Source organism: Pseudomonas sp. YL2, assembly GCF_023063025.1.
GTDB classification, from domain to species: Bacteria; Pseudomonadota; Gammaproteobacteria; order Pseudomonadales; family Pseudomonadaceae; genus Aquipseudomonas; species Aquipseudomonas putida_A.
The window spans coordinates 44,995-64,602 of record NZ_JAJSLU010000012.1 but is presented as its reverse complement, the minus strand read 5'-3'; the positions used below and the strand labels follow the sequence as shown (position 1 = coordinate 64,602).

The window sequence follows — 19,608 nt, the reverse complement described above, 5'->3', positions numbered from 1 at the left end:
ATTTGGAGGTGGGTTGACCTGCCATTCGGCGGGGTGTACCTGGAACCTGTAGGAGTGAGCCTGCACGCGATGACGGCGGCACAGCCAACATCTTTACTGACTGGGCGACCGCTATCGCGAGCAGGCTCACTCCTACAGAGGGAGCGAGCTCAGCTCAGCACATAGTCCACCGGCAGCAACATCGGCGGCAGGTCGATTTCGCCCAGTTCGCTGAGAATGTCACGCTCGATGGTGCGCACCAGCGAGTCAGTCGCCAAATCGTTTTCGTCGCGGCCGAACGGGTCTTCCAGTTCATCGGCAATCGCATCCAGACCAAAGAACGTGTAGCTGACAATCGCCGTGAACAGCGGGGTCAGCCAGCCCAGCGGTTCGGCCATGGCGAACGGCAGCAGGATGCAGAACAGGTAAATCGTGCGGTGCAGCAGCAAGGTGTAGGGGAAGGGCAGCGGGGTGTTCTTGATCCGCTCGCACACCGCTTGCGCCTGGGTCAGGCTGGTCAGATGATTCGCCAGCAGCATGTAGCGCCACTCGCTCAGTTCACCGCTTTGATGCAGGTCGGAGCACTGCTGGCCGACCTGCTGCAGAATCCGTCCACTGTAGTCCGGCACCCGCGCATCGTGTTGCGGGGTGATCCACTTGCTGCTGGCCGCCGCTTCGCTTTCCCGGCGCAATCGCGCATTCAGCGCATGAGCAAACCCGCAGAGGTTGAGCAGCAACGGCTTGCGCTGCGCCGATTCGCGGATGACATGGGTTTCGCGAATTACTGAACGGATGTGCACCAGCACATCGCCCCAGGCCTTGCGCGCTTCATACCAGCGGTCGTAGCAGGCGTTGTTGCGAAAATTCATGAAGATCGACAGTGACAGCCCGAGCAGGGTGAATGGCGTGGCGTTGACCTTGGTGAAGTTGCTCGGATGGAGCATTTCAATCAGCACGATGGCAGAAGCCAGCAGGGTGACCATCAGGGTGCGCAGGGCGATACGTTTGGCGATCGAACCCTTGAGGGTGAAGAGGATGGCGAATTGGTTGACCTTGGGTCTGATGATCATGCTGGGCGATCCCGGTTACGCAGGGTGAGGGCGGCTCAACCGCCGGTCATGTTCATGAAGCGCACGACCTGAACGTCGTCGTTCACTTCGAAATTGTGCCGATACGGCTTGAGTTTCATCGCTTCGATGATGGCCTTCTCCAGCCGCTCTGGTTGCCCCGGATGAGCGCGCAGCACGGCTTTGAGATCCACCGAATGCTCGTTACCCAGACACAGTAGCAGGCGCCCCTCGACAGTCAGCCGCACCCGGTTGCAAGTACCGCAGAAATTGTGGCTGTGCGGCGAGATAAAGCCCAGACGAATGTCTGGCGCCTCGGCCAGCCGCCAGTAGCGCGACGGGCCTTGGGTCGATTCGGCGGAATCGATCAGGGTGTAGCGCTCGGCGATTTTTTCGCGCACCTGGGCGCTGGAGAAAAACGACTCGGCGCGGCTGTGTTCGCTGATGATCCCCAGCGGCATTTCCTCGATGAAGGAGACGTCGAGCTGGCGGTCGATGGCGAAGCTCACCAGATCGTTGATCTCCTGATCGTTGCGCCCCTGCATCACCACCACGTTGAGTTTGGTTCGGGTGAAACCGGCCTTGCGCGCCGCATCGATGCCGCTGATCACCTGCGCCAGATCACCGGTGCGGGTCATTTGCCTGAAACGATCCGGGTCGAGGCTGTCGAGGCTGATGTTCAGCCGCTTGACCCCGGCGTCGAACAACGGCGCGGCGAGTTTGCCCAGCTGCGAGCCATTGGTGGTCATGCACAGTTCACGCAGGCCGGGCAGGGCGGCGATCTGCTCGCACAGCTTGACCACGCCCGGACGAATCAGCGGCTCGCCGCCGGTCAGGCGAATCTTGCGCGTGCCCAGCGCCACGAAGCTCTGCGCCAGTTGATAGATCTCCTCCAGCGTCAGCACTTGCTGGCGCGGCAGAAACTGCATGTCCTCGGCCATGCAATACACGCAGCGGAAGTCGCAGCGGTCGGTGACCGACATGCGCAGATAGTCGACGCGGCGGTTGTAACCATCGATCAAGACACGCTCTGACATGACAGCCTCGCAGAAGTGGGAAGTCCGCATGGACGGAACCGGTTAGCGCAGATTATGGGCAACTTCAGATCTCGTCCAATCACTGTTTATGACTGCTTGATTGAGCGCGTCGATGATCAATTATTTTCTCTGGAAAGTTACCGCTTTAGTTTCGCAAAGCCCCGTAAATAAAGGGTTTTTCGCCGTGATAGAGGGTTTCGATAATGTGGTCATAAATAGCGATTAGACAATGTTTTGTAACGGTTCATATCCTTGCTCCGGCAACTGAAACGACCACTTTATTGCTGCGCAAAGTCGGCCGTCGCTGTTTAACCAAGATCAGGTTCATGCCTGTGTGCATCGTCATGGAGATGTCCCATGTCACAAGTCGACCGTTACAAACCTTACAAGGGTGCTGCTGCCGGTTGGGGGGCTGTGATCAGCCTGACCAAAAGCTGGCTGGGCAGTGAAAACGCCCTGAAAAACATCCGCGCCATGCTCAAGACCAATCAGAACGGCGGCTTCGACTGCCCGGGCTGTGCCTGGGGTGAAGCGCCCGGTGCGAGCATGCTCAAGTTCTGCGAGAACGGCGCCAAAGCGGTGAACTGGGAGGCCACCGGGCGTTTGGTCGACCCGGCGTTCTTCAACAAGTACACGGTATCGAGCCTGGCCGAGCAGAGCGACTACTGGCTGGAATATCAGGGCCGTCTGACCCACCCGATGCGTTACGACGCGCGGGTCGACCGCTATGTGGAAACCACCTGGGAAGACGCGTTCGCGCTGATCGCCGAACACCTCAAGGGCTTGAAATCGCCGCACGAGGCCGAGTTCTACACCTCGGGCCGGGCCAGCAACGAAGCGGCGTTTCTCTATCAGTTGTTCGTCCGCGCCTTCGGCACCAACAATTTCCCCGACTGCTCGAACATGTGCCACGAAGCCAGTGCGGTGAGCATGGGCGAGACGCTGGGCGTGGGCAAGGGCACCGTGGTCTACGAGGATCTGCATCATGCCGACGCGATTTTCGTCATCGGCCAGAACCCCGGCACCAACCACCCACGCATGCTCGAACCGCTGCGTGAAGCGGTGAAACGCGGCGCGCAGGTGGTGTGCATCAACCCGCTGAAAGAGCGTGGCCTGGAACGTTTCCAGAACCCGCAGAATCCGATCGAAATGCTCAGCAACGGCTGGGAAGCGACCAACACCGCGTACTTCCGCCCGGCCCTGGGTGGCGACATGGCGATGATTCGCGGCATGGTCAAATTCCTTCTGCAGTGGGAGCGTGAAGCCCAGGCCAGCGGTGGCGAACCGGTGTTCGATCACGCGTTTATCGCCGAGCACACTTCGGGTCTGGACAGCTACCTGGCAGAAGTCGACGCCACGACTTGGGAGCACATCCTCGAGCAGTCCGGCGTGCCGTTGCACGACATCGAACTGGCCGCGCGCATGTATGGCCGCGCCAAAAGCGTGATCATGTGCTGGGCCATGGGCCTGACCCAACACGTGCACTCCGTGCCGACCCTGCAGGAAGTCATCAATCTGCAACTGTTGCGCGGCAACGTCGGCCGTCCGGGCGCCGGCCTGTCGCCGGTGCGCGGTCACAGCAACGTGCAGGGCGACCGCACCATGGGCATCAATGAACTGGCGCCGAAGGAGCTGATGGACGCCCTGGAAAAACGCTTCAATTTCAAAGTGCCACGCATGCACGGGCACAACACGGTGATGGCGATCGGTGCGATGGAGCGGGGCGAGGCCAAGGTGTTTATCGGCCTGGGCGGCAACTTCGCCCAAGCCACGCCGGACACCCCGCGCACTCACGAAGCGATGCGCAAACTCGACCTGACCGTGCACATCTCGACCAAGCTCAACCGCAGCCATCTGGTCACCGGACGCGACGCGTTGATCCTGCCGTGCCTCGGTCGCACCGACATCGACATCCAGGCCGAAGGCCCGCAAGGCGTGACCGTGGAAGACACCTTCAGCATGGTGCACTTGTCGTTCGGTCAGTTGAAACCGAAGTCGGCGCACTTGAAGTCCGAGCCGGCGATCATTGCCGGGATTGCCGCCGCGACCTTGGGCAAGCATCCAATCGACTGGGAGTGGGCGGTGGGCGATTACGGACGCATCCGCAACCTGATCGGCGACGTGATTCCGGGCTTCGAGAACTTCAACGAAAAACTGCTGACCCCGGGCGGCTTCCACCTCGGCAACGACGCCTCGGATCGGGTCTGGAACACCGAGTCCGGCAAAGCCCAGTTCACCCCGTGCGTGCTGCCGGAACACCTGATCAGCGAAGGCGTGCGCAACCTGCCGGTCAAGCCGGATCTGATCCTGCAGACCATGCGCTCCCACGATCAGTACAACACCACGCTGTACGGCCTCGACGACCGTTATCGCGGGGTCTACGGCATGCGCGACGTGATCTTCGCCAACGAACAGGATATCCAGCGCCTCGGTTTCGAACCGGGGCAGAAGGTCGATCTGGTGGCGCTGTGGGATGACGAGCGCGAGCGTCGGGTCAGCGGTTTCACCCTGATCGCCTACGACATTCCGCCCGGTCAGGCCGCGGCGTACTACCCGGAAACCAACCCGCTGGTGCCGCTGGAAAGCTACGGCGACCGGACCTACACGCCGACCTCGAAATTCGTCGCGATTCGCCTCGAAGCGGCCAAGGTCAGCAACCTGATCCCGTCTTCGGTGGCCTGACCCGCTACTTATAAAAAATCATAGCAATTTGACTGGCTGCAGGCGTTCGCGTCTGGCGGTGGCCCGGCGACGTGCTGCCGCTTTTCAGCCTGGATGAGGACATCATCATGCTCAACATGGAGGCACTGGACCTGGCGCGAATTCAATTCGCGTTCACGGTTTCGTTCCACATTATCTTCCCGGCGATCACCATCGGCCTGGCGAGTTTCCTCGCGGTACTCGAAGGCCTGTGGCTGAAAACCCGTGACGACACCTACCGCGATCTCTACCACTTCTGGTCGAAGATCTTTGCCGTCAACTTCGGCATGGGCGTGGTCTCGGGGCTGGTCATGGCGTACCAGTTCGGCACCAACTGGAGCGGCTTTTCCGACTTCGCCGGGAGCATCACCGGGCCGTTGCTGACCTATGAGGTGCTGACGGCGTTCTTCCTTGAGGCCGGTTTCCTCGGGGTCATGCTGTTCGGCTGGAACCGCGTCGGCCGTGGCTTGCACTTCTTTGCCACGGTGATGGTCGCTATCGGCACGCTGATTTCAACCTTCTGGATTCTCGCCTCCAACAGCTGGATGCAGACGCCGCAGGGCTTTGAAATTGTCGACGGGCGGGTGATGCCGCTGGACTGGCTGGCGATTGTGTTCAACCCGTCGTTTCCGTTCCGTCTGGCGCACATGGCGATCGCCGCGTTCGTCGCCACGGCCTTCTTCGTGGGCTCGTCGGCGGCCTGGCATTTGCTGCGCGGCAACAATACCGCGCCGGTGCGCAGGATGTTTTCCATGGCGTTGTGGATGGCGCTGATCGTGGCACCGATTCAGGCGGTGGTCGGTGACGCCCATGGCTTGAACACCCTGGAGCATCAACCGGCAAAAATCGCCGCCATCGAGGGCCACTGGGAAAACGCTGACAATGGCCCGACGCCGCTGGTGCTGTTCGGCATCCCCGACATGCAGGCGGAGAAGACCAAATATGCGCTGGAAATTCCGTACCTCGGCAGCCTGATCCTGACCCACAGCCTCGACAAGCAGATCCCGGCGCTCAAGAGCTTCCCGAAAGAGGATCGGCCGAACTCGACCATCATCTTCTGGAGCTTCCGCGTCATGGCCGGGCTGGGCATGTTGATGATCCTCGTCGGTGTGCTCGGTCTGGCGCTGCGTCGTGGCGGCAAGCTCTATCAGCATCGCGGCTTCCAGCGTCTGGTGTTGCTGATGGGGCCGAGCGGGTTGATCGCGTTGCTGGCCGGCTGGATCACCACCGAAGTCGGGCGTCAGCCGTGGGTCGTTTACGGTTTGATGCGCACCCATGACGCCGCGTCGCACCACTCGGTGGCGCAGATGAGCACCTCGCTGTTGCTGTTCGTGGTGATCTACTGCTCGGTGTTCACCGTGGGCATCGGCTACATGATGAAACTGGTGCGCAAGGGCCCGCAGCCCCATCACGAACATCCGCCGGAGGGCGATCAGTTGCAAACCCCGCGCCGGCCTATTTCGGCGGCTACCGCCCCGATGAAGGAGCATTGAGTCATGGGTATTCAAGGTATCGATCTCTCGTTGATCTGGGGTGTGATCATCGCCTTCGGGGTGATGATGTACGTGATCATGGACGGCTTCGATCTGGGCCTGGGGATCCTGTTTCCGCTGATCCCGGATGAGCAGGAGCGCGACGTGATGATGAACACAGTCGCCCCGGTGTGGGACGGCAACGAAACCTGGCTGGTGCTCGGTGGTGCGGCGTTGTATGGCGCCTTTCCACTGGCCTACGGGGTGATTCTGGAGGCGCTGTACCTGCCGCTGATCCTGATGCTCTGCGGGCTGATTTTCCGTGGCGTGGCGTTCGAGTTTCGCTTCAAGTCGTCAGCGCAAAAGCGTCACTGGTGGGACAAGGCGTTCATCGGCGGTTCGCTGCTGGCGACGTTCTCCCAGGGTGTGGCGATCGGCGCGTACGTATCGGGCATTCCCGTGGTGAATCGGCAGTTTGCCGGTGGCGGCCTGGACTGGCTGGCGCCGTTCCCGCTGGTGTGTGGCGTCGGTCTGGTGGTGGCGTATGCGCTGCTGGGCAGCACCTGGCTGCTGGTCAAGACCGAAGGCATGCTCGAGTCGCGGATGCGTCTGTTCACCCGGCCGCTGGCGTGGTTGCTGACGGCGATGGTGGTGGTGATTGGTGCGTGGACACTGAAGTTGCACCCGGAGCTGGCCACTCGCTGGTCGACCAGCGGACACCTGATGGTGTTCGCCGGGTTGGTGGTGCTGGCGCTGCTGGCGTTGTTCGGGCTGCTGCGCACCTTGCGTCAGCGTCACACCCACTGGCCGTTCGTGTTCACTCTGGTGTTGATGCTGCTCGGTTACATCGGCCTGGCGTTGAGCATCTGGCCAAACATCATCCCGCCATCGGTGAGCCTGTGGGCGGCGGCGTCTCCGCCTTCGAGCCAGTTGTTCGCCTTGATCGGCGCACTGTTCATCCTGCCGGTGATCCTGATGTACACCTTCTGGAGCTACTACGTATTCCGCGGCAAAGTGAGGATTGGCGATGGCTACCATTGATTCGCGTGAGGTCAGATCCTCCCGCTGGTACCAGCGTCTGGGCTGGTTGTTGCTGATCTGGTTCGGCAGTGTCGTGTCACTCGCCGTGGTGGCGAGTGTGCTGAAACTGGCGATGTATGCAGCGGGGATGAGGACCCACTGACAATAAAAAAACCGGAGCCATGACTCCGGTTTTTTTGTGCCCGCAATTCTGAACATCACTGATGTCCCCTGTGGGAGCGGGCTTGCTCGCGAAGGCGTCCGCTCGGTCGACATCGATGCTGAATGTGCCGGCCCCTTCGTGAGCAAGCCCACTCCCACCCTGGATTTCGGCTAACCCACAATCCCTCATCCACCACCAATCCCACCTTGGATTTCGGCCAGCCGCAAATTCTTCATCCAGCAGCAATCCCCTGTGGGAGCGAGCTTGCTCGCGAAGGCGTCAGTTCAGTCGATATTGATGCTGAATGTGCCGGCCTCTTCGTGAGCAAGCCCACTCCCACCCTTTTTCTAGTGCACAGACACATCCTGCCAACAAACATGTTCGGCGCACTGTGATGGCTGATCTAGCCTTTTTATGAATTCAACCATGAACAAGGCAAAGGAATGCCCAAGCGTTACTCATCACATCGCCTGCGAACCGGCCGTCATTGCGAAGAAAATCAGATCTACCTACTAACCGCCAATACCTTGGGGCGTGAGCCGGTGTTCAAGGATTACAGACTCGGTCGATTGGTTGTGCATCAGTTCAGGCAGGCGCAGGAAGAGGGATTTGCCGACACATTGGCATGGGTGGTTATGCCCGATCATTTTCATTGGCTGATCCAATTGCAAAAAGGAACACTTGGCCAATTGATGTGCCAGGTCAAATCCCTGAGTACTCGTTCAGTCAACACGGCAAGCGGTAGATCCGGAGGCCTTTGGCAGCAAGGTTTTCATGATCATGCGTTACGTCGAGAGGAGGATCTGGTGAAACTGGCCCGCTATGTAGTGGCTAATCCACTGCGGGCCGGACTGGTGGAAAAACTCGGTGACTACCCGCTATGGGACGCGATCTGGGTTTGAACTCAGGATGCGCATTCACCGCCTCACATCAGAATAAATGCGATTCCTGTGGGAGCGTGCTTGCTCGCGAAAGCGTCAGGTCAGTCGCCACCGATGCTGAATGTGCCGGCCTCTTCGTGAGCAAGCCCACTCCCACCCTTGATCGCGGCCAGCCGCAAATCCTCCATCCACGCACGATCCCCAGTGGGAGCGGGCTTGCTCGCGAAGGCGTCCGCTCAGTCGACATCGATATTGAATGTGCCGGCCCCTTCGTGAGCAAGCCCACTCCCACCCTTGATCGCGGCCAGCCCCGAAATCTTCATTCAGCGACAATCCCCTGTGGGAGCGGGCTTGCTCGCGAAGGCGTCCGCTCAGTCGACACCGATGCTGAATGTGCCGGCCCCTTCGTGAGCAAGCCCACTCCCACCCTTGATAGCGGCCAGCCCTGAATTCTTCATCCACCACCAATCCCCACATCGGATCTTCGGTGTTTTCTGAAGGGCTGTTACTGCGCACCAAACATCGCCGTCCAGTAAATCCCGGCGCTGCTCTTTGGGTCGGTCGCGTAGGCGGCGCCGAGTTCTTTGTATTGCGGGTTCATCAGGTTGGCGCAGTGGCCGGGGCTGGCGAGCCAGCCGTCGACGACCTTGCGCACGGTGTCTTGCCCGGCGGCGATGTTTTCGCCGACCAGTTGACCGCTGTAGCCGGCCAGTTCGGCGCGGTCTCCGGGTGTGCGGCCGTCGCGGTCCTTGTGGTCGAAGTAGTTGTTGTTGGCCATGTCGCGGCTGTGATCCTGGGAAATCGTGCCCAGGCTCGCGTTCCAGGCCAGTGGCCCGGCCGCGGCAAAGGCCTGGCCGCCGCATTGACGCGGTTGGGCGCGAGCGGCGTTGAGTTGTTCGAGCAACTTCTGGCCTTCGCTTTGCGCATCGCCGAGCTTCGCCGACAGTAGAGGTCGCGCCAGCACAATACGCCAGTCGCGATCGGCGCGGCTGACCCCGACATCGACGAACTGCGGATCCAGCACCACCTGACAGAAACTTTCCTCAATCGCCTTCATCGCCGACGCTGCATCCCGTGGGCCGTTGAGGGTGATCGCCTGCACGTTGACCATCGGGTAGCTGGCGCTGGCCATGGCCTGTTGCAGATCGACCGCACCGCTGGCCGGCAGTCTCAGCCGTGGATCGGCCGACAGCGGTGGCAGTTCACTGGACGCTTGGCTGCCGCAACGCTGCGGTTGGCTGCGGTAGGCATTGATCGACTCGATCAGTTGCGACTCGTCGGCAGCCATGGCCGAGGCGGCCACGGCCAAGCCCACGGACAGCGCGGCAAAACGCAAGACGGATGGCATGAAGCGCATGGAAATCTCCCTTGAGCTGAGTGCGCTCATGATGCGCGAAAGGCCCCCGGTCAGTGCAATGTCTTTTTCTTCATCGAGCGGTTTTTTCTGCGGAACGTTACGTCGGTATTCGCCGTCTACACTCTCCGAAGGCCCCGGGAACCGGGCGTCTCCCCCACGAAACACCTTGCCCGGAACGGGCGTTGCCGGAAGAACTGACATGGGACTGAAATGGTTGGCTGGCTGTTTCGCATTAACCCTTATGGCCGGCGTTGTGAACGCCACCGATCAGACCCCGATCAAGGCCAAGGCCGAAGAGAAAGCCCAGGTGCTGGAAGAGAAGGCCGCCGACAAAGTCAGCGCGGCGCCAGCACCCAAATCCGAAGCGATCACCCCCACTGAAGTGCAGGCGGTTGACCCCGCCGGCACCGCGCCGCTGGACGATCCGATCACCTGCCTGGCGCGCAGTATCTATTGGGAAGCCAAGGGCCGCGACACGCTGGAAATGGAGGCGGTGGCCAACGTGGTGATGAACCGCCTCGGCCATGACGGCTTCCCCGACACCGTGTGTGCAGTGGTCAAGCAAGGTTCGGAAACCAAGAGCTGCCAGTTTTCCTGGTGGTGCGATGGCAAGGCCGATCAGGTCAAGGAAGACGCCGAATACACCCTGGCCAAGGACATCGCCGGCAAGGCACTCAACCGCCAGTTGCCGGATCGCACCCATGGCGCACTGTACTTCCATGATCGCCAGGTGCATCCGAGCTGGGCCAGGGAATACAAAAAGACCGCCGCGGTCGGAAAGTTCCTGTTCTACAAACCGGCTGGCGGCGATGCGCGTTAGACGCAGACTTCTCGTACACAATTGCGCAACCAGCGGTGCGCCGGGTCGGCGTCCATGCGCGGGTGCCAGAGCATCGACACGCTGATCGGCGGCATCCTGAAGGGCAGGGCGAAGCTGTGCAGGCCCATGCGCAGCTTGCTGGTGTGACGCTCCGGAACCGTGGCGATCAGGTTCGATTCGCGCACCAGCGTCAGCGCCGCCGAAAAGCCGCCGAATGACGTGACGATATCCCGCGTCAGCCCTGCGGCGAGCAGCGCTTCGTCAACCGGGCCGCTGCTGCGCCCGCGCCGTGAGATCAGAATGTGCTGGCCGCCGGCAAAGCGTTTGCTGCTGATCTTGCCCGAGCTCAACGGATGGCCCTCACGAACCACACCGATCCAGTGATCCTCAAACAGAATGCGGCTGTGCAGCGTCGGGTCGGTGCTGTCGTCGACCACGCCGGTCTCCAGATCGACCCGGCCTTCGCGCAGCGGCGTGCTGTCCTTGTCGGCTTTCTGCACAAAGCGCAGGCGCACGCCGGGGGCTTCTTCAGCGATGCGCGCGAGCAGCGCGGCGGCGAAGGTTTCGACAAAACCGTCGGTGTTGCGCAGGGTGAAGGTGCGCTGCAATTGGCCGGGATCGAGCACTTCGGCGGGGCGCAACACCGCCTCGGCTTCCTGCACCAGAGCGCTGACCCGCTCACGCAATTCCAGCGCACGCGGGGTCGGCACCAGACCTCGGCCGGCGCGCACCAGCAACGGATCGCCAGTGGTTTCGCGCAGCCGGGCCAGGGCACGACTCATGGCCGACGGGCTCAACCGCAGAATGTGCGCGGCGCGGGCGACGCTGCCTTCGCGCAACAACACGTCGAGGGTGATCAACAGGTTCAGATCCGGTGTGCTCATGACATGGCGTTCCACGCAGGTATCAAGTGCAAAGCATGCGTCTTGCGCCTTGCCGTGTCGAGACTCAGGCTATGCCGTCTGACCTTTGCACCAGGAGCGCCCGATGCCCGGATCCCCCTTGCCCCCTCAAGCCCGCTGGGCGCTGACCAGTCTGGCGCTGTCGATGTTGATGCCGTCGCTGGACACTAGCATCGCCAATGCCGGATTACCGACCTTGGCTGCAGCGTTCGATGCGACGTTTCAACAGGTGCAGTGGATCGTGCTGGCGTACCTGCTGGCGGTCACCACGTTGATTGTCAGCGTCGGGCGTCTGGGCGATGTGTTCGGGCGGCGACGCCTGCTGCTGATCGGCATCGGCATTTTTACCAGTGCTTCGCTGTGCTGTGCGCTGGCGCCGGGGCTGGGCTGGTTGATCGGCGCGCGGGCCGTGCAGGGCCTTGGCGCGGCGATCATGTTCGCCTTGACGGTGGCGCTGGTGGCGGATGCGGTGCCCAAGGCGCGGGCGGGCAGTGCGATGGGCTTGCTGGCAACCATGTCGGCCACCGGCACGAGCCTCGGGCCATCGCTGGGCGGTCTGCTGATCGCGCATGTCGGCTGGCCGTCGATCTTTGTCCTCAACGTGCCGTTGGGCCTGCTCAACGCGTGGCTGGTTTATCGATATCTGCCGGCGGATCGCCCGGCCAAATCGGCAGTCGCGTTTGATTACCTCGGCACCGTGGTGCTGGTATTGACGCTGGCCGCCTACGCGCTGGCGATGACGCTCGACGGCCATACATTGATGTTGCTGCTGGTCAGCCTGTGCGGAGCAGGGGTGTTTGTTGCGGTCGAGATGAAAGCCAGGGCGCCACTGATTCGCCTGTCATTGTTTGCCGATGCGCGTCTGAGCAGCAGCCTGGCGCTGACGTTGCTGGTGACGACGGTGATGATGACCACGCTGGTGGTCGGGCCGTTTTACCTGAGCCGGGGCCTGGGACTGGGCAGCACCGTGGTCGGCCTGGCATTGTCGGTCGGGCCGCTGCTGGCGGCGTGCGGCGGGGTGCCGGCGGGGCGTCTGGTGGATCGCTTCGGTGCGCGGCGGGTGGTGCCGGGGGCGTTGTTCGGGTTGGCCGGTGGTTGCAGTTTGTTGGCGTTGTTGCCGATGAGTCTCGGTCTGCCGGCGTATCTGCTGCCGATGGCGGTCATTGCCAGCAATTACGCGTTGTTTCAGGCGGCCAACAATAGCGGGTTAATGGCCATGGTCAGTCAGGATCAGCGCGGCGTGGTGTCGGCCCTGCTCGGGCTGTCACGCAATCTCGGACTGATCACCGGCGCGGCGGTCATGGGTGCGGTGTTTGCCTTCGCTACGGGTGACCCGACGCAAGCCCCGGCCGAGGTCATCGGCAGTGGCTTGCACAGCACGTTCGGGGTTGCGGCGGTGCTGATGGTCGTGGCCCTGATCGTCAGCTGGCGTGGGTACTCAAGATGCTCGCCACTTGCTGCGGCTGGCAGTTGAGGTACGGCGAGGACTTCAGCCAGCGCTGGTCCGGGTACCAGGAGAACATGAACTGGCCGTCCTTGAGTTTATCGATCACCTGCTTCGCCACTTGCGGGCGCACCGCCGGGCAACCCTGGCTGCGACCGATACGGCCCTGACGCTTGCTCCACAACGGATTCACGTAGTCGGCGGCGTGGATCACGATGGCCCGGTCGCGGGCCAGGTCATTGAAGCCCGGTTCCAGACCGTCCATGCGCAGCGAATAACCGTGGGTCCCCTCGTAACTTTCCTGGGTGCGGAACAGCCCGAGGCTGGATTGGTAACTGCCTTCGCGGTTGGAGAACTGGGTAGCGAAATTTTCCCCGGAATTTGAACCGTGGGCGACCAGATCGCGCAGCACCAGTTTCTTTCTGTTCAGATCGAAGATCCACAGCCGGCGGGCGGTGGAGGGCTGCGAATAATCGATGATCGCCAGGTGGCGTGAGGGTCTCGCGCCATTGTTCACTGCGCATTGCATGGCGCTCAAGGCACCTTTCAGCGCTTGGGGATTGAGTTCCGGCGCGGCGTGGGCGAGGCTGGTGAAGAGAACCGGCGATGGTTTGCCGGCGGCGAAAGCTGGGCTGCTCACGACGACGAGGGTCGCGGTGGTCAGCAGAAGTCGGCGCAAATACGTCAACATTTATAAAGTGTCCTCACTTGCTACTTATTTGGCACTTTGGCTCCTGACTCCCAGTCATACCCGACAGACCCCTGTTTCGAGCCTGACTGTTCAGCGCACCTGATGTAAGGTTGACCGTCATTCAGACGGCCACGGATTGGAGTAAAGCAGTTGTTCAAAAAGTACGCATGCTACTTGAGCATTTGTTTGCTCGCTGCGCCGTTTGTCGCTTGCGCCGATGAGCCGCTGCCACCGTTGCAGACCCTGCCGACGCCGCCGGCGGAAATGCCGCTCGAGCCGCAAAGTCCGCTGCAAGCGGTGCTGATCGGTTTGCCCCAGGCGTGCCCGGCGATTGCCGCGCACCTGAGCGGCGCGGCGCTGACGCAATTGCAGGCGTTTTATCAGCAGCAGGACTGGCTGCCGGTGTGGGCCAGCGAGTCCGGGCGTTTGCCGGCCTTGCGCGCGCAGTTGCAGCTGTTGGCTGATGATGGCCTCAATCCCAAGCGCTACCCGGTGGCGGCCAATCCGCCGCAGGACGGCGAGTTGTGCGCCGATATCGACATCAGCCGCTCTTATCTTCAAGCCCTGCAGGACCTGCATTACGGTCGTCTGCTGCAATCGCATTTCGAACCGCTGTGGCATTCCGATGACACCCCGCGTGATCGTCAGGCGGAATTGCTGGCGATCGCCGTGCCCGGTCTGCACGACATCAAGACCGCGTTCGATCTGGCGCGTCCGCGTCTGGCGCAATACCAGAGCCTGCGCCACCTCTACGCCAGCCAGCGGCTGCAGGCCTTGCCGCACTGGCAGTCGGTGGGCAACGGCCCGTTGCTACGCCCGGCGATGGAAGACAAACGCGTGCCGGAATTGGCACAACGCCTGTTCAACGAAGGCTACCTGACCCACGCCATCGGTACGCCCGGCAATGCCTATGAGGGCGTGCTGGTGGAAGCGGTGAAGAGCTTTCAGGCCAACCATTCGTTGCAGGCCGACGGGGTAGTTGGGCCGGGGACGATTGCCGAGCTCAACATCAGCCCGCTGACCCGCCGCGAGCAATTGCGGGTCAACCTTGAGCGTTTCCGCTGGCTGGCGCAGGACATGGAACCCGACGGTTTGTTGGTCAACGTCGCCGCCGCCGAGCTGACCCTGTACCAGGCCGGCGTGCCGGTCTGGCAGACCCGTACTCAGGTCGGTCGCGCCGAGCGGCAGACCCCGCTGCTGAAATCCCGGGTTACGCGTCTGACCCTGAACCCGACCTGGACCGTGCCGCCGACCATCTGGAAAGAAGACAAGCTGCCGGCGATCCGCAAGGACCAGACCTTCCTCAGCCGGCAGAATCTGCAGGTGCTCGACGCCCATGGTCAGCCGTTGGCCGCAGCGGATATCGACTGGGACAACCCCGGCAACATCATGCTGCGCCAGGACGCCGGGCCGCGTAATCCGCTGGGGCAACTGGTGATCCGTTTCCCCAACCCGTTCGCGGTGTACCTGCACGACACGCCGAGCAAGGCCCTGTTCGACAAAGGCCCGCGCGCCTTCAGCTCGGGCTGTGTGCGGGTCGAGCACCCGATGCAACTGCGCGACCTGTTGCTGACCCCGGCGGAACGCACCCGCACCGACACCTTGCTCGCCACCGGCAGCACCCACGAATTCCGCCTGTCGGCACCGGTGCCGATCCTCATGACCTACTGGACGGCGCAGGTCGGCAAGGATGGGCAGGTGCGCTATGCGCCGGATATCTACAGCCGCGACAGTGCGCTGCTCGCCGGTCTCGACGGCGCACACTGAATCCCGGATTTGCAGCAATCCCCCCAGTGGGAGCGAGCCTGCTCGCGAAAGCGTCAGGTCAGCCAACATCAATGCTGACTGTGCCGACCCCTTCGTGAGCAAGCCCACTCCCACCCCTGATCGCGGCCAGGCCCCAATCCCTCATCCACCACAGCCCCCTGTGGGAGCGGGCTTGCTCGCGAAAGCGTCAGTTCAGTCAACATCAATGCTGACTGTACCGGCCCCTTCGTGAGCAAGCCCACTCCCACCCCTGATCGCGGCCAGCCCTGAATCTTTCGTCTACCACAGCCCCCTGTGGGAGCGGGCTTGCTCGCGAAAGCGTCAGTTCAGTCAACATCAATGCTGACTGTACCGGCCCCTTCGTGAGCAAGCCCACTCCCACCCCTGATCGCGGCCAGCCCTGAATCCTTCATCCACCACAGCCCCTGTGGGAGCGGGCTTGCTCGCGAAAGCGTCAGGTCAGCCAACATCAATGCTGACTGTGCCGACCCCTTCGTGAGCAAGCCCACTCCCACCCCTGATCGCGGCCGGGCCCCCATCCTTCATCCACCACAGCCCCCTGTGGGAGCGGGCTTGCTCGCGAAAGCGTCAGTTCAGCCAACATCAATGCTGACTGTACCGGCCCCTTCGTGAGCAAGCTCACTCCCACACTTGATCGTGGCCAGCCCTGAATCCTTCATCCACCACAGCCCCAGTGGGAGCGAGCTTGCTCGCGAAGGCGTCAGGTCAGCCAATGCTGACTGTGCCGACCCCTTCGTGAGCAAGCCCACTCCCACCCTTGATCGCGGCCAGCCCTGAATCTTTCATCTACCACAGTCCCCTGTGATAGCCAGTGTGATTCGTGGCAGGTGCGCAGCGTCTAGCCCCAGTGTCCCCGCAATCCCATGGGGCGAGACTTCGGAACCCGGCATGCAAGCGCTGTTGAACGAGATTCTTGACGCTGTCCGGCCCCTGATCGGGCAGGGCAAAGTGGCTGATTACATTCCCGCCCTCGGCACCGTGCCGGCCAATCAGCTGGGCATCGCCGTGTATGGCAACGACGGCGAAATGTATTGCGCCGGCGACGCCGAGACGCCGTTCTCGGTGCAGAGTATTTCCAAGGTGTTCAGCCTAGTGCAGGCGATCGAGCATTCCGGCGAGGCGATCTGGGAGCGTCTGGGGCACGAGCCGTCCGGCCAGCCGTTCAACTCGCTGGTGCAACTGGAGTTCGAACGCGGGCGCCCGCGCAATCCGTTCATCAACGCCGGGGCGCTGGTGATCTGCGACATCAACCAGTCGCGTTTCGCCGCGCCAGCCCTGTCGATGCGCGACTTCGTGCGGCGCCTGTCGGGCAATCCACAGGTGATCGTCGACGGCAAGGTCGCCGAATCCGAGTACCAGCATCGCGCCCGCAACGCGGCCATGGCGTACCTGATGCAATCGTTCGGCAACTTCCACAACGACGTCGAAGCGGTGCTGCGCAGCTACTTCAGCCACTGCGCGTTGCGCATGAACTGTATCGATCTGGCCCGGGCGTTCTGCTTCCTCGCCAACGACGGTTTCTGCAAACACAGCGGCGAACAGATCCTCACTCGGCGCCAGACCCAGCAGGTCAACTCGATCATGGCCACCAGCGGTCTGTACGACGAGGCCGGCAACTTCGCTTATCGCGTCGGCTTGCCGGGCAAGAGCGGGGTTGGCGGCGGGATCGTCGCGGTGGTGCCCGGGCAGTTCACGGTGTGCGTGTGGTCGCCGGAACTCAACGCTGCCGGCAACTCGCTGGCGGGGATGGCGGCGCTGGAGATGCTCAGTTCGCGGATTGGCTGGTCGGTGTTCTAAAAAGCACCGCAGTAACTGTAGGAGTGAGCCTGCTCGCGATAGCGGTGTGTCATTCAATATGACTGCGTCTGACACTCCGCTATCGCGAGCAGGCTCACTCCTACAAGGGTTTTGTGTTGCCTCGGAGAGCGCAGTTCCTATACATTTTCCGGCCGCCCCTCATATGGTGAATCCGCTTCATGTCTCTTGCGCTCGAACGTCTAGTCGCTGGTACGCCGATCCCTTTCGCTGGCAACCGTGTGACCGTGGTCAGCCCCGAACTGGCGGCGCGGTTTCAGCCCGGTGACCACCTGCTGGTCGAGCAGGTGAGTGGCGAGCTGTTGCTGATTCCGGTGGTCGATCAACAAGCGGCTGCGGTGGCGATCGAGCGTGCTGAAGCGGCATTCACTGCATTGTCGGCAGTCTCCGACGAAGCCATCAGCCACTTCTTCGATCTGTTCGCGCAACGCCTGGAAACCGCAGAGTGCTGGAACCTGATCGAAGCCGCCAACCTGGCCGACATCGAACGCGCCAAGGCCCGTGGCCGCTCCACCACCCGGCTGCTCGCCGACGACCGCATGCGCCGCGACATGATCGCCGGTCTGCGCGCCTGGCGGGATGCGCCGGCCACGCGCGGCAAGGTCATCAGCTGCGTCGAACACGACGGCTGGAAGGTCGAGCAAGTGGTGTCGCCGCTGGGCATCGTGGCGTTCGTGTTTGAAGGACGGCCGAACGTGTTCGCCGATGCCGCTGGCGTGTTGCGCACCGGCAACGCCGCGGTACTGCGCATCGGCAGCGATGCATTGGGCACCGCGCAAGCAATCGTCACTCACGCGCTGAACCCGGCGCTGGCCGATGCCGGTCTGCCGGCGGGTGCGGTGTCGCTGGTGGAAAGCGTCAATCACGCGGCCGGTTGGGCGATGTTCGCCGACCGGCGTTTGTCGCTGGCGGTGGCCCGGGGTTCGGGGCGTGCGGTCAGCCAGTTGGGTAGCATCGCCCAGCAGGCGGGCACGGCGGTCAGCCTGCACGGCACTGGCGGCGCGTGGCTGATTGCCGATCGTCACGCCGACGCCACGCGCTTCGCCGCCGTGGTGCGTAATTCGCTGGATCGCAAAGTCTGCAACACGCTGAACGTCTGCCTGATTCAACGTGATCGTGCCGTCGAGCTGATCCCGCTGTTCCTCGATGCGCTGCAGCAGGCCGGTACCGCACGCGGTCAGGGCTGCAAATTGCACATCGTCGCAGGCAGCGAAAGTTACCTGCCGGCCGAGTGGCACAACGCGACAGTCGAGGTCTATCGCGCCGAGGGTTATCAGACCGAAGCCCTGGCCGAAACGCTGGCGGAATCCGAGCTGGGCCGCGAGTGGGAATGGGAAGAAACCCCGGAAGTCAGCCTGATGATTGTCGACGATCTGGATCAGGCGATCGCGCTGTTCAACCGCTACAGCCCACAGTTCACGGTGTCGTTGATCAGCGAGGATGCTGCTGTCCAGGAACGCTTCTACAACGCGGTGAACGCGCCGTTTGTGGGTAACGGGATTACCCGTTGGGTCGATGGGCAATACGCACTGAACAAGCCGGAACTGGGGCTTTCGAACTGGGAGAGCGGGCGCCTGTTTGCGCGCAGTGCGATTCTTTCGGGGGATGGCGTGTTTACGGTGCGTAGCCGTATGACCCAGATCGACCTCAGCGTAAAACGCTGATCTGAACACCAAACCTGTGGCGAGGGAGCTTGCTCCCGCTGGTCTGCGCAGCAGACCCAAATGAGCGAGGGCCGCTGCGCGCCCCAGCGGGAGCAAGCTCCCTCGCCACAGAGTTGCACTGTTCTCCTTCAGGCGGCTGCACTAGTGTTTGCCTGAATGGCGCACGTCGCCGGCTGCTCAGCCAGAGGCACAAACGTGCGGCGATCCGCCGCCAGCGCATCGATCGAGCCGGTCTCGATGTCATACACCCAGCCATGCAGGTTCAGCAGGCCTTTCTCCTGGGCCAGGCGCACGCTCGGGTGGGTCTGAATGTTCGCCAGTTGCGCGATCACATTTTCCCGCACCATCGAACTCAATTTCGCCGCGTCATTGGCGTGCGGCCGCGCCTCGTTCACCACTTTCGCCGACTCGGCATGTTGCAGCCAGCCGCTGACGGCGGGCAGATGATCCATGCATTTGCACTGGGCAATCGCGGTCATCGCGCCGCAATCGGAGTGGCCGCAGATCACGATGTCCGTCACCCCAAGTACCGCCACCGCGTATTCCACCGTCGCCGAAACCCCGCCCGGATGCGGGCTGTAGGACGGCACGATATTGCCGGCGTTGCGGATCACGAACAGCTCGCCGGGTTCTTGCTGGGTCAGCAGTTCCGGCACCACACGGCTGTCGGAACAGGTGATGAACAAGGTGCCCGGGGTTTGAGTGGTCGCCAAGTGCTTGAACAGCTCGGTGCGTTGCGGAAACGCCTCGTTCTGGAACTTCAGGAAGCCTTCGATCAGGTTTTTCATGGGCGTGTCCTCATTGAACA

16 protein-coding genes are annotated in these 19,608 nt (G+C 62.2%); 10 read left to right on the top strand and 6 right to left on the bottom strand.

Annotation, left to right across the window (positions count from 1 at the left end; genetic code table 11):
* Positions 1 to 149 precede the first annotated feature (149 nt).
* Together LVD08_RS17755 and moaA are read right to left on the bottom strand one after the other, a co-directional pair.
* The gene (locus LVD08_RS17755) at positions 150 to 1,049 is read right to left on the bottom strand and encodes a bestrophin family protein (protein ID WP_247268796.1); all 900 of its coding nucleotides are present in this window, start codon (positions 1,047 to 1,049) and stop codon (positions 150 to 152) included.
* Positions 1,050 to 1,084: 35 nt separating this feature from the next.
* Positions 1,085 to 2,083 (bottom strand): GTP 3',8-cyclase MoaA, encoded by a 999-nt coding sequence (gene moaA, locus LVD08_RS17750; protein WP_103368905.1) that lies wholly within the window; start codon positions 2,081 to 2,083, stop codon positions 1,085 to 1,087.
* Between the two features lie 357 nt (positions 2,084 to 2,440).
* Between moaA and LVD08_RS17745 the strand changes: the two genes are divergently transcribed.
* The 5 genes from LVD08_RS17745 (at position 2,441) to LVD08_RS17725 (ending at position 8,340) form a co-directional block, all read left to right on the top strand.
* Complete coding sequence (locus LVD08_RS17745; RefSeq protein WP_247268795.1) at positions 2,441 to 4,765, top strand: FdhF/YdeP family oxidoreductase; 2,325 nt, start codon at positions 2,441 to 2,443, stop codon at positions 4,763 to 4,765.
* A gap of 107 nt (positions 4,766 to 4,872) precedes the next feature.
* Positions 4,873 to 6,276, top strand: a complete 1,404-nt coding sequence (locus tag LVD08_RS17740; RefSeq protein WP_095136770.1) for a cytochrome ubiquinol oxidase subunit I — start codon at positions 4,873 to 4,875, stop codon at positions 6,274 to 6,276.
* A 3-nt stretch (positions 6,277 to 6,279) separates the two neighbouring features.
* Positions 6,280 to 7,296, top strand: coding sequence for a cytochrome d ubiquinol oxidase subunit II (gene cydB, locus LVD08_RS17735; protein ID WP_096796447.1), 1,017 nt, complete (start codon positions 6,280 to 6,282; stop codon positions 7,294 to 7,296).
* Positions 7,283 to 7,438, top strand: a complete 156-nt coding sequence (locus LVD08_RS17730) for a DUF2474 family protein (RefSeq protein ID WP_098964444.1) — start codon at positions 7,283 to 7,285, stop codon at positions 7,436 to 7,438. Before cydB ends, LVD08_RS17730 begins: the two co-directional genes overlap by 14 nt.
* 443 nt (positions 7,439 to 7,881) lie before the next feature.
* Positions 7,882 to 8,340: an REP-associated tyrosine transposase gene (locus tag LVD08_RS17725; RefSeq protein ID WP_247268794.1), complete on the top strand. Its 459-nt coding sequence runs from the start codon at positions 7,882 to 7,884 to the stop codon at positions 8,338 to 8,340.
* Positions 8,341 to 8,824: 484 nt separating this feature from the next.
* Here LVD08_RS17725 and LVD08_RS17720 read toward each other — a convergent pair whose 3' ends face one another.
* A complete protein-coding gene (locus tag LVD08_RS17720) occupies positions 8,825 to 9,676 on the bottom strand; it encodes a CAP domain-containing protein (protein WP_096797793.1) in 852 nt (283 codons plus the stop codon).
* 199 nt (positions 9,677 to 9,875) lie between these two features.
* Between LVD08_RS17720 and LVD08_RS17715 the strand changes: the two genes are divergently transcribed.
* The gene (locus LVD08_RS17715) at positions 9,876 to 10,496 is read left to right on the top strand and encodes a cell wall hydrolase (RefSeq protein ID WP_247268793.1); all 621 of its coding nucleotides are present in this window, start codon (positions 9,876 to 9,878) and stop codon (positions 10,494 to 10,496) included.
* Here the strand turns inward: LVD08_RS17715 and LVD08_RS17710 are convergent.
* A complete protein-coding gene (locus LVD08_RS17710) occupies positions 10,493 to 11,380 on the bottom strand; it encodes a LysR family transcriptional regulator (protein WP_139054693.1) in 888 nt (295 codons plus the stop codon). The genes LVD08_RS17715 and LVD08_RS17710 overlap by 4 nt on opposite strands.
* Before the next feature lie 103 nt (positions 11,381 to 11,483).
* On the opposite strand from LVD08_RS17710, the gene LVD08_RS17705 reads away from it, so the two are divergent.
* Positions 11,484 to 12,872, top strand: a complete 1,389-nt coding sequence (locus LVD08_RS17705) for an MFS transporter (protein ID WP_247268792.1) — start codon at positions 11,484 to 11,486, stop codon at positions 12,870 to 12,872.
* On the opposite strand, the gene LVD08_RS17700 is transcribed toward LVD08_RS17705, so the two are convergent.
* Positions 12,820 to 13,533 (bottom strand): murein L,D-transpeptidase catalytic domain family protein, encoded by a 714-nt coding sequence (locus LVD08_RS17700; protein WP_027611721.1) that lies wholly within the window; start codon positions 13,531 to 13,533, stop codon positions 12,820 to 12,822. The two genes, LVD08_RS17705 and LVD08_RS17700, sit on opposite strands and share 53 nt — an antisense overlap.
* A gap of 150 nt (positions 13,534 to 13,683) precedes the next feature.
* Here LVD08_RS17700 and LVD08_RS17695 point away from each other — a divergent pair, with 150 nt between their 5' ends.
* The 3 genes from LVD08_RS17695 (at position 13,684) to LVD08_RS17685 (ending at position 18,800) form a co-directional block, all read left to right on the top strand.
* The gene (locus LVD08_RS17695) at positions 13,684 to 15,300 is read left to right on the top strand and encodes a L,D-transpeptidase family protein (protein WP_247268791.1); all 1,617 of its coding nucleotides are present in this window, start codon (positions 13,684 to 13,686) and stop codon (positions 15,298 to 15,300) included.
* A gap of 909 nt (positions 15,301 to 16,209) precedes the next feature.
* The gene (gene glsB / locus LVD08_RS17690; protein ID WP_003226050.1) at positions 16,210 to 17,118 is read left to right on the top strand and encodes a glutaminase B; all 909 of its coding nucleotides are present in this window, start codon (positions 16,210 to 16,212) and stop codon (positions 17,116 to 17,118) included.
* Between the two features lie 179 nt (positions 17,119 to 17,297).
* On the top strand, positions 17,298 to 18,800 hold the full coding sequence (locus LVD08_RS17685) for an aldehyde dehydrogenase family protein (RefSeq protein ID WP_247268790.1): 1,503 nt from the start codon (positions 17,298 to 17,300) through the stop codon (positions 18,798 to 18,800).
* Between the two features lie 128 nt (positions 18,801 to 18,928).
* Here the strand turns inward: LVD08_RS17685 and LVD08_RS17680 are convergent, their stop codons facing one another.
* Positions 18,929 to 19,588, bottom strand: coding sequence for a carbonic anhydrase (locus LVD08_RS17680; protein ID WP_135296091.1), 660 nt, complete (start codon positions 19,586 to 19,588; stop codon positions 18,929 to 18,931).
* Between the last annotated feature and the right edge of the window lie 20 nt (positions 19,589 to 19,608).